Genomic DNA, 13084 nt, shown 5'->3' on the forward strand with positions numbered 1-13084 from the left:
GCTGGTCGCCAGGCGGAGATGATGGGGTCGCGGCAGTCAACGGAGCGTTCGTTTAGCGTTCGTTGTGCGACCGCTGGTTTCCGTTGCGGGCGGAGCGAGGGCTGTCTCTGACGCGCCGGCGGTCCGACCACGACACGAACCCCATTCCGACTTACCGTCAGTTCGGCTCGCACGGGCGAGCGTTCTGAAACCGCACTCGCCCTCCCGTCTCCCCCCGCCGCGTGCGCGCGGGCATCAGCAAGGCGCTCGCAAGTCTTGGCACGACGCCTCCGCCCGCGCGCACCGGCGTTGGGGGAGACCGCCGAGCGCAGCGAGGCGAGTGGAGGGATGCGCCGGGAAAGACCGGCAGAAGGAAGCAGGTGAGAAAGAAGATGAGAATCGATGTTCAAGTCCTGCCCCGACAAGAGTCCACAGTCGGGAAGGCCAGTCCTTGCGTGCACGGGGGTGACCCCGTGCGCGAAGCGTAGGAGGCCGCGTGTGGGCTGAGGCGCTGCGCGCTCGGCGGCGCTCGTCACTTGCGCTGGCGAAAGCACGACGGGGGGCGAGGCCCGCTCGATGAGGGGTCCGTCCGCAGTTCACGCTCACCCATCGCCGCACTCGGAAGGGCTCAATCTGGTGGGACGCCCGGACCCAGCGCGTCGAGCCGAACTCGCGCGACCGTGTAGACGAGCTTCGCCGTCGGCGAGCTGATCACAGCAACGGTGGCGAAGACCTCGTCACAGGTGATGCCGATGCCCTTCTGCCAATGCCAGCCCGTCTTGTCTGCTGCGGTCAGATTGTTCGGTAGGATCCACGAAACGCCATCCGACAACCGCACGACCAGCATCCCGTCCGGCGGCTGGAGCTTGTGCGCCGCGTAGCCGCACCCGACGACGAAGTTGACGTCGAAGGCGGTCTCCGGATCCGAACGCAAGCGCTTGGGGACGAGCTTCGCCGGATCTGTGGTGAACGGGGAGGTCCAGACACTGCGCTTCTCGTAGCTGCCTCCCGTCGGCGGATGAACCTCGCCGTAGGTCCACACCAGGTCCTTGCCGTCGGTGCCGACGTTGTAGGCGCCCTTCGAGGTGTCCCCATACCAACGGACCAGGGCCTGCGTTTTCAGCACCGGGTCGTGGACCATGATGCCTTGGGACAAGAGGGTGCCCACATCGAACAGCACATTGTCCCCGAGCACCACGGGCAGATGCGGGGGAAGCCCGTCCGGGTCGGTGGAAGGCGACGCCAGCTCGAACGCCGGCGCGCCATCGAGCGGGAACGCCGTCAAGCGCAGTGCGGGCGCTTCGCCCCGAACGGCGAGCTTGCCGCTCACGCGCCACGAGTAGACCGACGGCGTGACCTCGAAATGAAACAGCGTGGGTCGGAGCTCGCCGAGTTTGCCGATGAGCACACCTCTGCGGTCGGAGTCGAAGGCGTTTTGCTTGTACCCTTCGCCGCCCGCGACTTCGACCGCGAAGCGGTCCTCATTCACGTCCACTATCAGGTCGACCGTGCCTTCCTGCGGTGTCCTCGGGTTCAGAAGGGCGAAACGGATCGCTCCGTTCGCTTCCGCGACGAGTGAATACGAGTGACCAGCTCCACCCTCGGGACGCACGATACGCATGAATGAGAGCAGAGGCGGGCCAGACTGGCTGGGCGCGAGCTTCGCAATCTGGAGCGCAGTCGGATCTGCCCACGTCACCTTCATCCACTGGCAGCCTTTGCTCAGCAGCGACGGCGAAGGGCACGGTTCCCAGAGGATGGGCTCGGGCAAGTACTTCTCACTCGACGGCACGTAGAACGGCTGCGCGCAAGAGAAGTCGGTGTAGGCGTCCCAGCCGTCGGGGACGAAATCGGGCTTGGGCGGAGGGATGCATGGCGCGTCCGCATCGCCGGAGTCGGCGGGCGTACCGCCCGCACCCGCGTCCGACCCAGCTCCGCTGCTCCCGCCGACACCCGTATCGTTTCCTGCGTCGTCCGGCTTTGGTTTCGCGCCGTCCCCCTCCGAGGTGCACGCGCCCGAGCATCCCGCGCCGAGCGCGATCGCCAGCACTCCGAGCCAAATCTTGCGGCTCATTGGAGGACTTGGCTGATGGTTGGGTTGGCCTGCGCGCCCGCGGCGCTCTGTAGAGTGAATCGCTCTGTCGTCAGGCGTTGGTTCTTCTTGTCATGGGTTACCAGCAGGTAACCGACTGGGTCCACCACGGGGCCTGCAACCAACTGGCTCGACCCGAGCCTCACACCGGTGACCTGCAACGACGACGTGACCAATCGCACGATGGCGTACTTGTGGGAGAGAGTGCTGGTGGCAGCGATCAGCAGTTGACGATCACTGTCCGCGACGAGGAAGAAGCGATCAAACGCGCCAACCGCCGGCCAGGTCGTGAGCACCGTCACACTTGCATCGAACGGGTCCACGCGGAGCAAGCGCAAGAAATGAGGGGGTGGCTTGCCGCCCTTCTTGGACTTGCTCCCGGGTGGTGCGACCTGGTCCAGCACGTACAACGCCCGCTCAGCGAAGTCGTAGGTGCCCGCCAGCACATCGCCGAGACTCTGAGCGAGCGGGAGTCGGACGAAGTGGCCCATCGGACGACCCGTCCAGATGTCGTGCAGCCGCTCTCCAGCGAGGCTGCGCCCCCCGACGACGAACAACCTGTCGAGAGAGCGGGAGTAGATGCCCACGAATTCGGTGCGTGGCTCCGGGAGCGCGGGCACGCCGGGATTCTGTGCCACGGCGAGCGTGGCCCCCGCGGCGCTGTCGCCGCACAGATCAGGCTGCTCGTCCCCGAAGCGACCATCCGGAACACAACCGACGATCCCATCGCACGGCACGAAGCAGCTCGAGCTGCACGCCATGCTGCCGGCCGCGCAGAGCGCTCCGGACTCCGCTTGGCAGGTGATCGCCGATTCGTCGGTGACACCGTCGCTTCCGGGCGCCGCGGCCAGGGTGCAGGAGGGATCGCCGGGACCTGGGTTGCCGCCGTCGTCCCCGACGACCTCATTGCATGGGATCGAACACTTGAGTCCGGTCGCACAGCGCATGAGCACTTGCCCGGCCGTGCACCCGACCTGACGGTCGTCGGCGCCTCCGACGAGATGCCCGTCATCTCCGACCGCCACGCTGTCAATCACGCTCGTAGCGTCGCGAGCGAACAGCACAGCCACCCGCTCGTTTGCGGACCACCACGCGCCATAAGGCTCGACCGCATTCAATACGCGCGAGCCCACACCAAGCGACGCCGCGAGCGCAGGGCTGACGCGGTCCGAAGCATCGACAGCGTCCCCGCCTGTCGTGAGCACGAAGGGGCCGTGCGCGACCGAGTTCCAGAAGGCAACGCGCGCTTGGCCCGCTGGCTCGTCGGGAAACGGCTGCCAGTTTTGTTTGATCGGATCCGCCGCCAGCGGCCAAAGGATCGGATTGTCGCCCTCGAAGGTCGGCCAGATCAGCGGACCTGCCGTGCCCACGAGCAGGAACTTCTCCGGCGCGAGGTCGAAGTGTGCGTTCGCGAGCTGCTCGCCATGGAAGCCGGTTCCGACATCGACGGTGTCCCCGACCGGCGTCGCGGCGTTGAGCCACATCTTCCCGTCGAGACCACTCGCCACGCTGCCGTCGGGGAAGCCGGGGCTCGGCAAGGCGATGAATTCGGCGAGCGTCCCTGCCTTGGTTTGCCAGAACGCGAAGTCCTCCAGATAGGCCCACTTCACGTCGTACTGCTGCTTCGTATCGAACGAGTGGGCGTTGAGGTAGTCGAAGGGACTGCTGGCCCCTCGCGGAAGCTGCGTGAGACCCCGGTCGATGCGGATGCGGTGGTAGGGCTGGGCGCGCTGCTCCTGAGCGGCCGTCGCGGCGTCGGTGAGGCGGGCATCCAAGACCGCGAGCTGGTCATCGCATGCGGGATCGCTGTTGAGGATCTTCTCCTGGCAGAACCTGAAGTTCGTCGCGAGCCCAAGGAAATTCCAGTACGACGGAGAGCCCACCAGAACCGGCGCGCGATTCGAACGCACGGGGGTCACCCGCAGTGACGAGCTGTCGGTGCCTTTCTTGACGTAGCAGACCGGATCCGCGCACGGCGGGTTGCTTGCGGGAGGGAGCGGAATGTCCTTGGGAACCGGTTTCGCGGCGGGAACGGGCACTGGATCGCAGAGGTCGGGCCAGCGCTCGGTCGGGCTGTGGAAGCTCTCGGAGAGCGCGTTCGCGTTGACGGCAAGAGTCGACGGCGTGTTCGGGCAAGCGTCTTCCTTGTCGCAGATGCCGTCGTGGTCCGTGTCGGGCTCGCACCCGCAGGGGGGCGCGCAGGCCCTTGGCACGCCTGGTGCGGCCGAGTTGGGACCGCAGCGGTCGTAGTCGCTGCCGAGCGCGCACTCGTCGCACTCGTCGGGAACTCCGTCGCCGTCGGAGTCCAACCCTGGTGGGGCGAGTACGCTGTCGAGCCAGGCCTTCTGCGCAACGACGCTCGCCCACTGATTCGTAACTGGATTGCAGCTCAGAGCGAATGCGTCCACGAGGAAGTCAGAGAAGACCCCTACGATACGGGGAGCACCGACCGGCCCCACCAGCAGCGGACCCCCGGAGTCGCCAGCGTCGGCGGACGATTCCTCGCCGCCGAGCGTCCAGTCGATGGTGAAGCCGTTGAACAGGGTGTTTGCGCTCAGCTGGTTGCCAAAGCGGCGCTCGTCGGCGTTGTTGGGCGTGCAAGCGCCAGTGAGCCCGTAACCAACGATGGTCGTCTTGTCCTCGAAGAACTTCGTGCTGTGCCCTGGGTGCCGAGGGATCGGACTGAACCCCTTCGGCACCGGCCCGGGGAGCTTCACCACCAGCATGTCGCTCTGACCTTTGGCCGGGTCGCCGTACACGCCGGGCTGCTTGACGATGACCGTGGTGCCGAGCTGAAACGGCACCGAGATGGACTTCCATTGCTTCGTTGGCGAGTAACGCAGCAGACGAACGGCGACTTCCTGCGTTGCTGGCTCGAGACAGTGCTGCGCGGTCAACACTTCTCGACACGACACCAGCGTGCCAGTGCACGGCTTGTTTCCCCAGCTGCCGACGTAGTCGACGCGAACCACACCGGTGAACGCGTCCTCCGAATCGATCGGAGCTATCCCCTCGCTGGGCCCCTCGATGGGGCTCGACCTCCTCTCAAGGTCGGCCCCCCCCCTGCGAACTGCATGCCAGCGCGAGGATCGCAACGCTGGAGCAAGCCAATCCCAGAACTCGAACGGCGCTGGACGTTCCAACCATGTCTCAGTCTCCCCGGCGTACACGACCCGAAGGAAGTGTGCCGGAATTCACGCGCACTCGAAAGGTACGAAACGGCGCACAGCTGCCGACACTCACATGGAGGCTGGCTGACACGCGGCTTGAAAGCTCACGACGCCGTCATCGAAGCGAGCGGCCACCAAACGCGGCGCGAGCCATGCCCTGAGCGAGCGCACCAAGCGTGGAGCGACGCGTCCCCTCCGCCCGCGTGCGCGCGAGCATCGGCAAGACGTGCGGGGTCTTGGCAATACTTCACCGCTCGCGCGCACCGGGTAAGGAGGGGACCGGCGCCGCGGAGCGGCGACGAGGGTGGGGGCAACACCACACATGCCCTTCGCCCTGCACGCCGCCTACTGGCACGACCGCTTCGGCGAACCCAAGAGCGGCGGCTGCGTGAACCTCTCGCCGCGCGACGCAAAGTGGCTATTCGAGTGGACGGAACCCAGCGTGCCCGCCGCGTGGCACGGCGTGCGCTCGGGGGATGCGCGGGGGATGGGGACGTTGGTCAGAGTGCGGTGAGATCGCGGGGGTGGTTGGGGAGAGCTCACGACTTGCTTCGCGAGGCCGACATGCCGCCTCGCGCTAGTTGCAATAGTCGACCCACCCGCAGTGAGTCATCATGCAGCAATGGTGTGGCGCAGGGCAGCCACCCCTCAGCGACGCGCAATAACAGACCGGGGGTTTCTCCCCTTTGAAGCGCACGCAGTCGCCTCTGCACGGCTGCCCGTTGCAGCACGTTCGTGTCGAGCTCACGGACCCGGGCAGGCTCGTGTCCGTGTCGAAGCTCTCCACACCGACCGCGTCGGCCGGAGTGTTGCCGCCATCCTCGTCTGCCTGCAATCCGACGGGCGCGGGTCTGGTCGCGTCGCGCGCGCAGGCCACGGCCAAGCCAACGCCGGCTCCGAAGAGGAACCCCGCGCGCGCCAGCCGACGACGCGGGCTCGGCTTCACTTTTGCTCCGTCTGAGCCATGGGGACGGCGGAAGCGGGGAGCGGCCGCGATGGCAGCGCGAGGCGAAGTCGCCGCGGGCGTTGCGGTGCCGCGGTTGGCGTTCCGCAGTGCTCGTCCTCGCGACAGATGCGCTGCTGGCCGTTGCCGCACTCCTCACTGCAGCGGGCGCCCGTGTCGTCGAGGCAGCAGACCGAGCCGGTGGCGCGGCACTCCGCGTCTGACCAGCAGGATGCCGGCACTGAACCCGAAGGGCAGGGCGCGGCGTTCGATACACACTCAGCACCAAACTCGCGCGCAGCCCCCGAGTATCCCACGCAGCATTGTTCCAACCGCGCATCGCACTCGCGCTCTCCGCAGCGCAGCTGTGCCCTCTTGGTCGCCACTGCCTCCGTTGGTCTCGAAACGTTGCTCCGAAGTACGACCACCAGCCCGAGCTTGTGCAGACGAGGCGATTTCGCGGTCGGCCAGAGCAACACGGCGCCCGAGGCTGCAAGGCAGGCCCCGAGGAGTGCCCAGCGCGTACGCGCGGTCATTGGCAGTAGTCTGGCCAGTCGCAGTGGGTGGCCATGCAACAGTGATGAGGTGCTGGGCAACCGCCCTTCAGGCCCGCGCAGTAACACGTGGGAGTTTGCTGTCCGTCGAACACCACGCACTCGCCGCGGCACAGCACGCCGTTGCAGCAACTCTGATAGGCGAAGACCGCGCCGAGCCACTCCTTCTGGCAGTCGTTGCCGCCGTCGATCACGACGTAGCCGGGGCCATCGGCGTCCGACACGTCGGGCGTGCTGGCGTCGGGCAACTTGAGCTTTCCTCCTTTCCCCGACGCATCCCAACCGTCCTTGCCCGGCGCCGAGACATCTGCTGGAGGTGCGCTGTCTGCGGGCCCTTCAGCCCCGCCGCCCGCGCCGCCGAGCTCTGGCGACGAGGCGCCGACGCCTCCCTGTGCACTCGTTCCCCCGCTCGGACTCGCTGCCGACCCGCCCGCGCCGGCGTTCGGCGATGCGAAGCCTCCCGCCCCGGCATTAGCCCCTGTGCCAGCGGAGGTCGAATCCAGCAGGTCTGCCCGCGCCCCGCAGCGGACGACGGAAAGCGCTACCGCTGCAAGCGCCAGCGTTCGAGTCAGTTGCACTTGGCTTCTCCCCCGCAGTTGGAGTTGCACGGACCGACACAAAGTCCTGCGCAGCAGACGGCTGGCCAGATGCATCCGCCCAGGGTCGTGCCGCAGCTACAACCGCTATTCGGTGTCCAGCAATGTCCAGAGCAGTAGCCTCCCTGGCAACACGCAGCCTCGCCCGGGAATTTCCCGATGTCCGCGCAGCTCTTGGGACCGGCGTCCCAGTGCGGGTCGGAGGAAGCAGCTTCTGCACTCGGCGCGTCCGAGCTGCCGGCATCACCGCTGGTTGCATCGGGCGCTCCTGTGTCTGTCTCGCTCACCGCCGCGTCGGGGTTGGCCTGGGCGCCCGCATCTGCGCCGGGTGGCTGCTCGGGCGGTGGGTTGGCTTTGGGGTCGAGGTTGGTCTCCACCGCCCGGCCGCAGCACGCGACCACAACGCCGACTGCCAGCCAGATGGCGGCCTGGCCCGCACGCTCAAAAGGGTGGTAGGGCATAGATCGAGCTCGGCCAGGTGAATGCTTGGACGTCCACGGGAGCTGAGTAAACCTTGGTTGCGGTGCTGCAAGGCGATGGGGACCCGGGGGGCCGGAAGGCGGAGACCGAGAAGGTCGAGGCGTTGAGCCATGGGTCCTTGACGGAACCCAAGAAGCCCAAGTCTAGCGTGTACCCCACGTTCTGAAACTGTGTGAGGCCAAAGTAGTCACCCCAGTACCCCCGCAGGTCCGGGCAGGCGTAGTGCGTACTGGACTGCACCTGGATGCTCGTGAGCGGCGGCGCGGCGCTGGCCGTGGGCCTGGGCATCGCCGCGTATTTCCTGCTCCGCCCCGAGGGCGAGACGCGCTCGGAGCGCGCGTCCGGTACGATTCCGCCGAACTACGTGCCGCTCCGGTTCTGAGCCGTGCAGTCGTCGACGACGTAGGTCGCGACGAGCGCGCTCGTATCGAAGTAGACGATCATCGTCGCATCTCGCGAACCAGCGCGGAGATGGACACTCCGGCGGCAGACGGGATCGGTCGATGCACGCCGGCAGTGCCGGGGACGCCTCAATCGTCACGGCAAATTGTCACGAGCTGCGCAAGTTCTCGAAATTATAGTGCGAAGGAGAGGACTTGAACCTCCACAGCGTTTCTGGGACTGAAACCAGCTAGTCGCGTCAAACGCGCCAGTTCTCGACGACGAGCCCCGAAACGCGCCCGAACTCGCGCTCGTTCGAGGTCACGAGCACGAGGCCGCGGGCAAGCGCGCAGCCAGCGATGAGAGCATCGTAAGCACCGATTGGGCGCCCCCTCTTTTGGAGCGCTGCACGTAGAGCGGCGGTGGCGTGAGCGTCGGCGGAGTCGTAGGCAGCGACAGTCACGGCAGCCATCATGGCACGAAGCACTGGCGCGAGCTTTCGAGCGCGTCCAGGATTCAAAGCCAGACCGAACTCGACCTCCATGACCGTAACGCTGGATATCACCACTTCTGCAGGCGCAGTGGCCTTGACGCGAGCCAAGGTCACGTCATCGCCGCGCGCGAAGTCGCTGAGAACGCAGGTGTCGAGCAGATACTTCACGCGAGCGGATCCCTGCGTGGCGCGCGTAGCTTCCGCCGCTCGGCTTCGAAGCGAGGCGCGCGGTACTCCCTCGAACAGGACGACCTCCCGGGGCCAGCAGGCGTCGCCGGTGCCATCGAGGAGCCGGCTCACCGCCTCACGGATCAAGGCGTTGCGCGTAGTCCGCCGCCGCCTGGCCAGGCGGTCCAGGCGCGCGCCGGTCGCTGCATCGACGTAGAGGTTGAAGTTCATGGGTGCCTCATAACTGTTCAGCAGTTATGCCGCACGTCGGGTGGGTCCGCAAGTCGCGGCCGTGTCGGCTCGTCGTTCTAGCGAGCAGGGAAACGCTCCTCAGAGGAAGACCGCGTGCTGGCTACCCCTGGCTCGGCTATCCCGCCGCCGGCTTCTGACTCGCCCGCGCCGTCCTGCCCAGCTCCCCCAACGCGCGCTCGCAGTCGTCGATGACGAGCTTGTTCGAGGTGGCCTCGGCCAGCCGCTTCGCCAGCGCGAGCTCACGCCGGGCGCCGACCGGGTCGCCCCGCTTGGCCAGGAGCTTACCCAGCAAGGTGCGGCCGCTCAGCGCGTCCCAGGTCCATTTCTGGGCCTCGGCCTGGGCCAAGCGTTGCCCCAGGAGCTTCTTGGCGGGCTCGGAGCCGTTCAGTGCGTCGAGTGTGGTTGCCCCCCTCGTCGGCGCTGACGCGCCGCCGGTCCCCCAAATTCGGTGAGCGCGGGCGCTGCTGAAGTTTCCCAAGGCACGGAAGCGTGAGGGTGGCGCCCGCGCTCACGCGAAAGGGGGGGACGCGTCGGGCCGGGCGCGGAGCGTCAGCACCCACGTGCTGGCGGGGGCAGCCCGACCTCGGCCTGTGCCCCGCCTTGCCTCCCGGAAGGGGGTCGGCGAGGAGCATGGCGCAGACACGCCCGCGAGGTGGCGATCGCCACCGGCGAAAGCGCCCAACGCCACCCTTCGCGTGCGCGAAGTAGCCGCAATCGCAGGCATGCGTCGCGGGCACGCCGATTGCGCAGGTACGCGTCGTGTCCGGCAAGCCGACGTACGCACGCCGCCGTCCCGAGACGACTGCGCTCTACCAGGTTGTGCTCGACAACCTCCGCACGCTGTACGCAGCGGCGGAGGACGGCTTCGCCTCGCCGCTGCCCGGCTTCGTGAGAGACGAGCTCGAAGGTTTCATCGACTGCGGTGTGCTCGCACGAGGGTAAGCACGTACAGACTCAGTATTGCACTCACCCTACGCCGCCCGAGGTGACGCTCACGCGCCGTCACCATCCGCTGGAGGGACAGCGGTTCGAGGTGATGCGAGGCGGTCCCAAGCACATCGTGGTGCGCCTGCCGGACGGCACGATGAGAGTGCCGCGTTCCTGGACGGACGCCGACGGCGAGTCGGCGCCGCACGGACCAGACACGATCTTCAGCATCGATGCGCTGAAGGAAATGCTCGAGCTCCTCGAAATGCTACGTCGCCGCGGGCTGAAGCAAGACGTGCCGCGTGACGGGTCGGCGCCGCTTGCGGACCTGTGCGCGGTGGCGGATGCGGTGTCTCCACTGGAGGAGGAATCGCATGCCGAAACAGACAACGCTCGACCTGCGAGGTGACGGGCTCGCGACGTTGTGGAAGCGACTGCCGGAACAATGCCGACGCGAAGCCGTCGCCGTGTGGTCGCGGCTGATCGCCGCTGCTGCCCGTCGGACGAGCAAGAGTGAAAAGAAGCGAGGAGGAGATCGATGATGACTGGACCGAGTGGATCGAATGGGGATCGTCTGAAGGTACGAGTCGAGCATCAGGCGCGCCTGGCCTTCGTCTACGTGCGGCAGTCGTCGCTCAAGCAGGTGCGCGGCAACCTCGAAAGCCAGCGCCGGCAGTACGCGTTCGCCGACGAGGCGTTCGCGCTGGGGTGGAGCCGCGAGCGCGTCCTCGTCATCGACGAGGATCAGGGCAAGAGCGGCGCGCTGCCCGGAGCACGCGCCGGCTTCGGCGGGCTGGTGGCCGCCGTTGCCCGCGGCGAGGTCGGCATCGTGATGAGCCTCGAGGTGTCGCGCCTGTCGCGCAACGATTCCGACTGGCATCACCTCGTGTACCTGTGTCGCTGGACGGGTACGCTGATCGCCGACGAGCACGGCGTGTACGACCCGTCGTCGTCCGCCGACCGCATGGTGCTCGGCATCCGCGGGCAGGTGAGTGAGCTCGAGCGTGACAGCGCCGTGCACCGGATGGTCGAGGCGCGCTGGAGTAAGGCCCGCCGCGGAGAAGCGTTCACGATCCCGCCGGCGGGCTACGACCTCGACGAGCTCAGGCAGCTCGAGATGTCGAGCGACGAGGCAGTTCAGGCCGCCGTGCACCGCGTGTTCCACAAGTTCGAGGAGCTCGGTGCCGGCCGTCAGGTGTACCTGTGGTGGCGCGAGCAAGGCCTGCCGTTTCCGTGCGTCGCATGTTGCCGAGGTCGCATCCGATCGTCTGGGTTCCGGTCGGCTACCGGATGATCCACAACATGCTGCGCCACCCGATCTATGGCGGCGCCTTCGTCTTCGGACGCAGCGAAACCCCTGCGCGAGCTCGATCCGCAGACGCAGAAGCTGTCGCTGCGGCGAGGGCGGCGGGGGATGGTCGACTGGCCCGTCTTGATCAAGGACCATCATCCGGCATACATCTCTTTCGAAACGTTCCTCAAAAACCAGGAGAGCCTGCGCGCCAACAGCGTGATTCCAGTCCCCGCCGACGAAGCTCACCAAGGAGCCGCTCGTGAAGGTCGAGCGCTTTTGCAGGGCCTGATGCGTTGTGGGCACTGCGGCCGGCGCATGTACGTCAACTACGGCGGTGAGCGCGCCGTTCGGACGCTGCAGTATCGTTGCTCGCGTCCGCTCGCCGCCGTCGCAGGGCAGGACTGCCAGCTCATTGGCGGCAAGCGCATCGAAGCGCTGGTGGTCGAGGCGTTCCTCGACGTGTCGGCCGCTGCCGGGATTGAAGCGGCGGCGCTGGCGGGCGAAACGCTGCGGCTCGAAATCGAGGCGACAGAGCGCTCCTGGCACTTGCAGATCGAAAAGGCCGAGTACGAGGCTCAGCGTGCGGAGTGGCAGTACCCGGCAGTAGAGCCCGAAAACCGCACCGTGGCCCGCGAGCTCGAGCGGCGCTGGAACGAGGCCTGGTCGAGCTCGAAGCGCTGCGCGCGCAAGCGGCGCGGACGCGCAGGACCCAGCGTCCGCTGAGCGACGAAGAGCTTGCCCGCGCCCAGGAGCTCGGAAAAGACCTGCATGAGGTATGGAGCGCACCGAGCACGACCGTGCGCGATCGCAAGCGCCTGCTACGTGCGCTGATCGAGGAAGTGCAGGTCAAGAGCGACGAGAAACGTCACCTGCTGCGCATCGTGTGGAAGGGAGGTGCGGTTACGGATCGTGACCTCGTCCGTTACCGCTCAAAGGGTCCCTCTGCACACGCCACCTCTGAGGAGATCATCGAACTGGTGCGCAAACTGGCGACGGAGTTCGACGACGTGCAGATCGCCGGCATCCTCAACCGGCAAGGGCACAAGAGCGGCCTGGGACGCGCCTTCACGAAGTCGAGCGTCCTGTCGCTTCGTGGCAGTCACCAGATCCCGAAGTGTCCAACTCCCAAACCGCGCGATGAGCGCGAAGGCCCCTTCACCGCCGATCAGGCCGCGCGCGAGCTCGGCGTCTCAATGCACACCATCCATCGCTGGCTCCGCGACGGCACGCTGTCGGGGCAGCAAGCCACCGAAAAGGCTCCCTGGCGGATCGTGCTCACCGAAGACGTTCGACGTCGCCTGACCAGCGGCTCCGCGCCGGAGAACTGGGTCGGGCTAGCGAAGGCGGCACGCCGCCTTGGCCTGGCAAAGTCGCTCGTTGCCCATCTGGTCAAGCAGGGCAGCTCCGGGCGGTCCGCACTGTCGTGCGCAACCGCGAGTGCTGGCGAATCGACGTTTCTTCCGCAGATCACGCGCCCCAAACCGACCTCTTTGACCGAATGCGCAACGGTAAGAAAAGGGAACCGTAGTATGTCCGCACGCACGGTTTTGCGGTGCTCGCTTGCCCGGAGTGTCGCGAGCGAAAAGTCGTGGCGTTTTGCTGCAGGGGGCGCGGATTTTGCCCGTCGTGCGGAGGTCGCCGAATGACGGCCACCGCGGCCGACCTGGTGGAGCACGTCATCCCAAACGTTCCGTTGCGCCAGCTCGTGCTCACGTTGCCGTTCGAGCTGCGCGCGAGGCTCGCCTACGACGGCGA

The 13084-nt window shown here is 67.0% G+C and carries 13 protein-coding genes; 7 read left to right on the plus strand and 6 right to left on the minus strand.

Annotation, left to right across the window (positions count from 1 at the left end; translation table 11 throughout):
- Positions 1-607 precede the first annotated feature (607 nt).
- A complete protein-coding gene (locus IPI67_30005) occupies positions 608-2053 on the minus strand; it encodes a hypothetical protein (GenBank protein ID MBK7584426.1) in 1446 nt (481 codons plus the stop codon).
- Positions 2050-5043 (minus strand): trypsin-like serine protease, encoded by a 2994-nt coding sequence (locus tag IPI67_30010; protein MBK7584427.1) that lies wholly within the window; start codon positions 5041-5043, stop codon positions 2050-2052. The genes IPI67_30005 and IPI67_30010 overlap by 4 nt, the downstream gene beginning before the upstream one ends.
- 520 nt (positions 5044-5563) lie before the next feature.
- Between IPI67_30010 and IPI67_30015 the strand changes: the two genes are divergently transcribed.
- Positions 5564-5755, plus strand: coding sequence for a L,D-transpeptidase (locus tag IPI67_30015; GenBank protein MBK7584428.1), 192 nt, complete (start codon positions 5564-5566; stop codon positions 5753-5755).
- A gap of 961 nt (positions 5756-6716) precedes the next feature.
- On the opposite strand, the gene IPI67_30020 is transcribed toward IPI67_30015, so the two are convergent.
- Together IPI67_30020 and IPI67_30025 are read right to left on the minus strand one after the other, a co-directional pair.
- Entirely contained in the window at positions 6717-7316 is a 600-nt protein-coding gene (locus IPI67_30020; protein MBK7584429.1) for a hypothetical protein, read from the minus strand.
- Positions 7307-7711: a hypothetical protein gene (locus IPI67_30025; GenBank protein ID MBK7584430.1), complete on the minus strand. Its 405-nt coding sequence runs from the start codon at positions 7709-7711 to the stop codon at positions 7307-7309. Before IPI67_30025 ends, IPI67_30020 begins: the two co-directional genes overlap by 10 nt.
- A 347-nt stretch (positions 7712-8058) precedes the next feature.
- Between IPI67_30025 and IPI67_30030 the strand changes: the two genes are divergently transcribed.
- Entirely contained in the window at positions 8059-8196 is a 138-nt protein-coding gene (locus IPI67_30030; GenBank protein MBK7584431.1) for a hypothetical protein, read from the plus strand.
- Between the two features lie 258 nt (positions 8197-8454).
- Here IPI67_30030 and IPI67_30035 read toward each other — a convergent pair whose 3' ends face one another.
- A complete protein-coding gene (locus tag IPI67_30035) occupies positions 8455-9087 on the minus strand; it encodes a type II toxin-antitoxin system VapC family toxin (GenBank protein MBK7584432.1) in 633 nt (210 codons plus the stop codon).
- A 136-nt stretch (positions 9088-9223) separates the two neighbouring features.
- Positions 9224-9586 (minus strand): hypothetical protein, encoded by a 363-nt coding sequence (locus IPI67_30040; protein ID MBK7584433.1) that lies wholly within the window; start codon positions 9584-9586, stop codon positions 9224-9226.
- Positions 9587-9867: 281 nt separating this feature from the next.
- Between IPI67_30040 and IPI67_30045 the strand changes: the two genes are divergently transcribed.
- From IPI67_30045 to IPI67_30065, 5 genes are all read left to right on the plus strand, one after another.
- A complete protein-coding gene (locus IPI67_30045; protein ID MBK7584434.1) occupies positions 9868-10050 on the plus strand; it encodes a hypothetical protein in 183 nt (60 codons plus the stop codon).
- Positions 10051-10093: 43 nt separating this feature from the next.
- Entirely contained in the window at positions 10094-10444 is a 351-nt protein-coding gene (locus IPI67_30050) for a hypothetical protein (protein MBK7584435.1), read from the plus strand.
- 129 nt (positions 10445-10573) lie between these two features.
- Positions 10574-11329, plus strand: a complete 756-nt coding sequence (locus IPI67_30055) for a recombinase family protein (GenBank protein ID MBK7584436.1) — start codon at positions 10574-10576, stop codon at positions 11327-11329.
- Positions 11330-11356: 27 nt separating this feature from the next.
- Positions 11357-12052: a recombinase zinc beta ribbon domain-containing protein gene (locus tag IPI67_30060; protein MBK7584437.1), complete on the plus strand. Its 696-nt coding sequence runs from the start codon at positions 11357-11359 to the stop codon at positions 12050-12052.
- 74 nt (positions 12053-12126) lie between these two features.
- Positions 12127-12975 carry a hypothetical protein gene (locus tag IPI67_30065; GenBank protein ID MBK7584438.1) on the plus strand — a complete coding sequence of 283 codons (849 nt, stop codon included), beginning with the start codon at positions 12127-12129 and terminating at the stop codon, positions 12973-12975.
- The last annotated feature ends 109 nt before the right edge of the window (positions 12976-13084 follow it).

Source organism: Myxococcales bacterium, assembly GCA_016706225.1.
In the GTDB taxonomy this organism is placed as follows: domain Bacteria; phylum Myxococcota_A; class Polyangia; order Polyangiales; family Polyangiaceae; genus JADJKB01.

Coding starts and splice junctions, on each gene's coding strand:
- IPI67_30005 (MBK7584426.1), bottom strand. CDS start 2,053: ATGAGCCGCAAGATTTGGCTCGGAGTGCTGGCGATCGCGCTCGGCGCG.
- IPI67_30015 (MBK7584428.1), top strand. CDS start 5,564: ATGCCCTTCGCCCTGCACGCCGCCTACTGGCACGACCGCTTCGGCGAA.
- IPI67_30030 (MBK7584431.1), top strand. CDS start 8,059: ATGCTCGTGAGCGGCGGCGCGGCGCTGGCCGTGGGCCTGGGCATCGCC.
- IPI67_30035 (MBK7584432.1), bottom strand. CDS start 9,087: ATGAACTTCAACCTCTACGTCGATGCAGCGACCGGCGCGCGCCTGGAC.
- IPI67_30055 (MBK7584436.1), top strand. CDS start 10,574: ATGATGACTGGACCGAGTGGATCGAATGGGGATCGTCTGAAGGTACGA.
- IPI67_30060 (MBK7584437.1), top strand. CDS start 11,357: ATGGCGGCGCCTTCGTCTTCGGACGCAGCGAAACCCCTGCGCGAGCTC.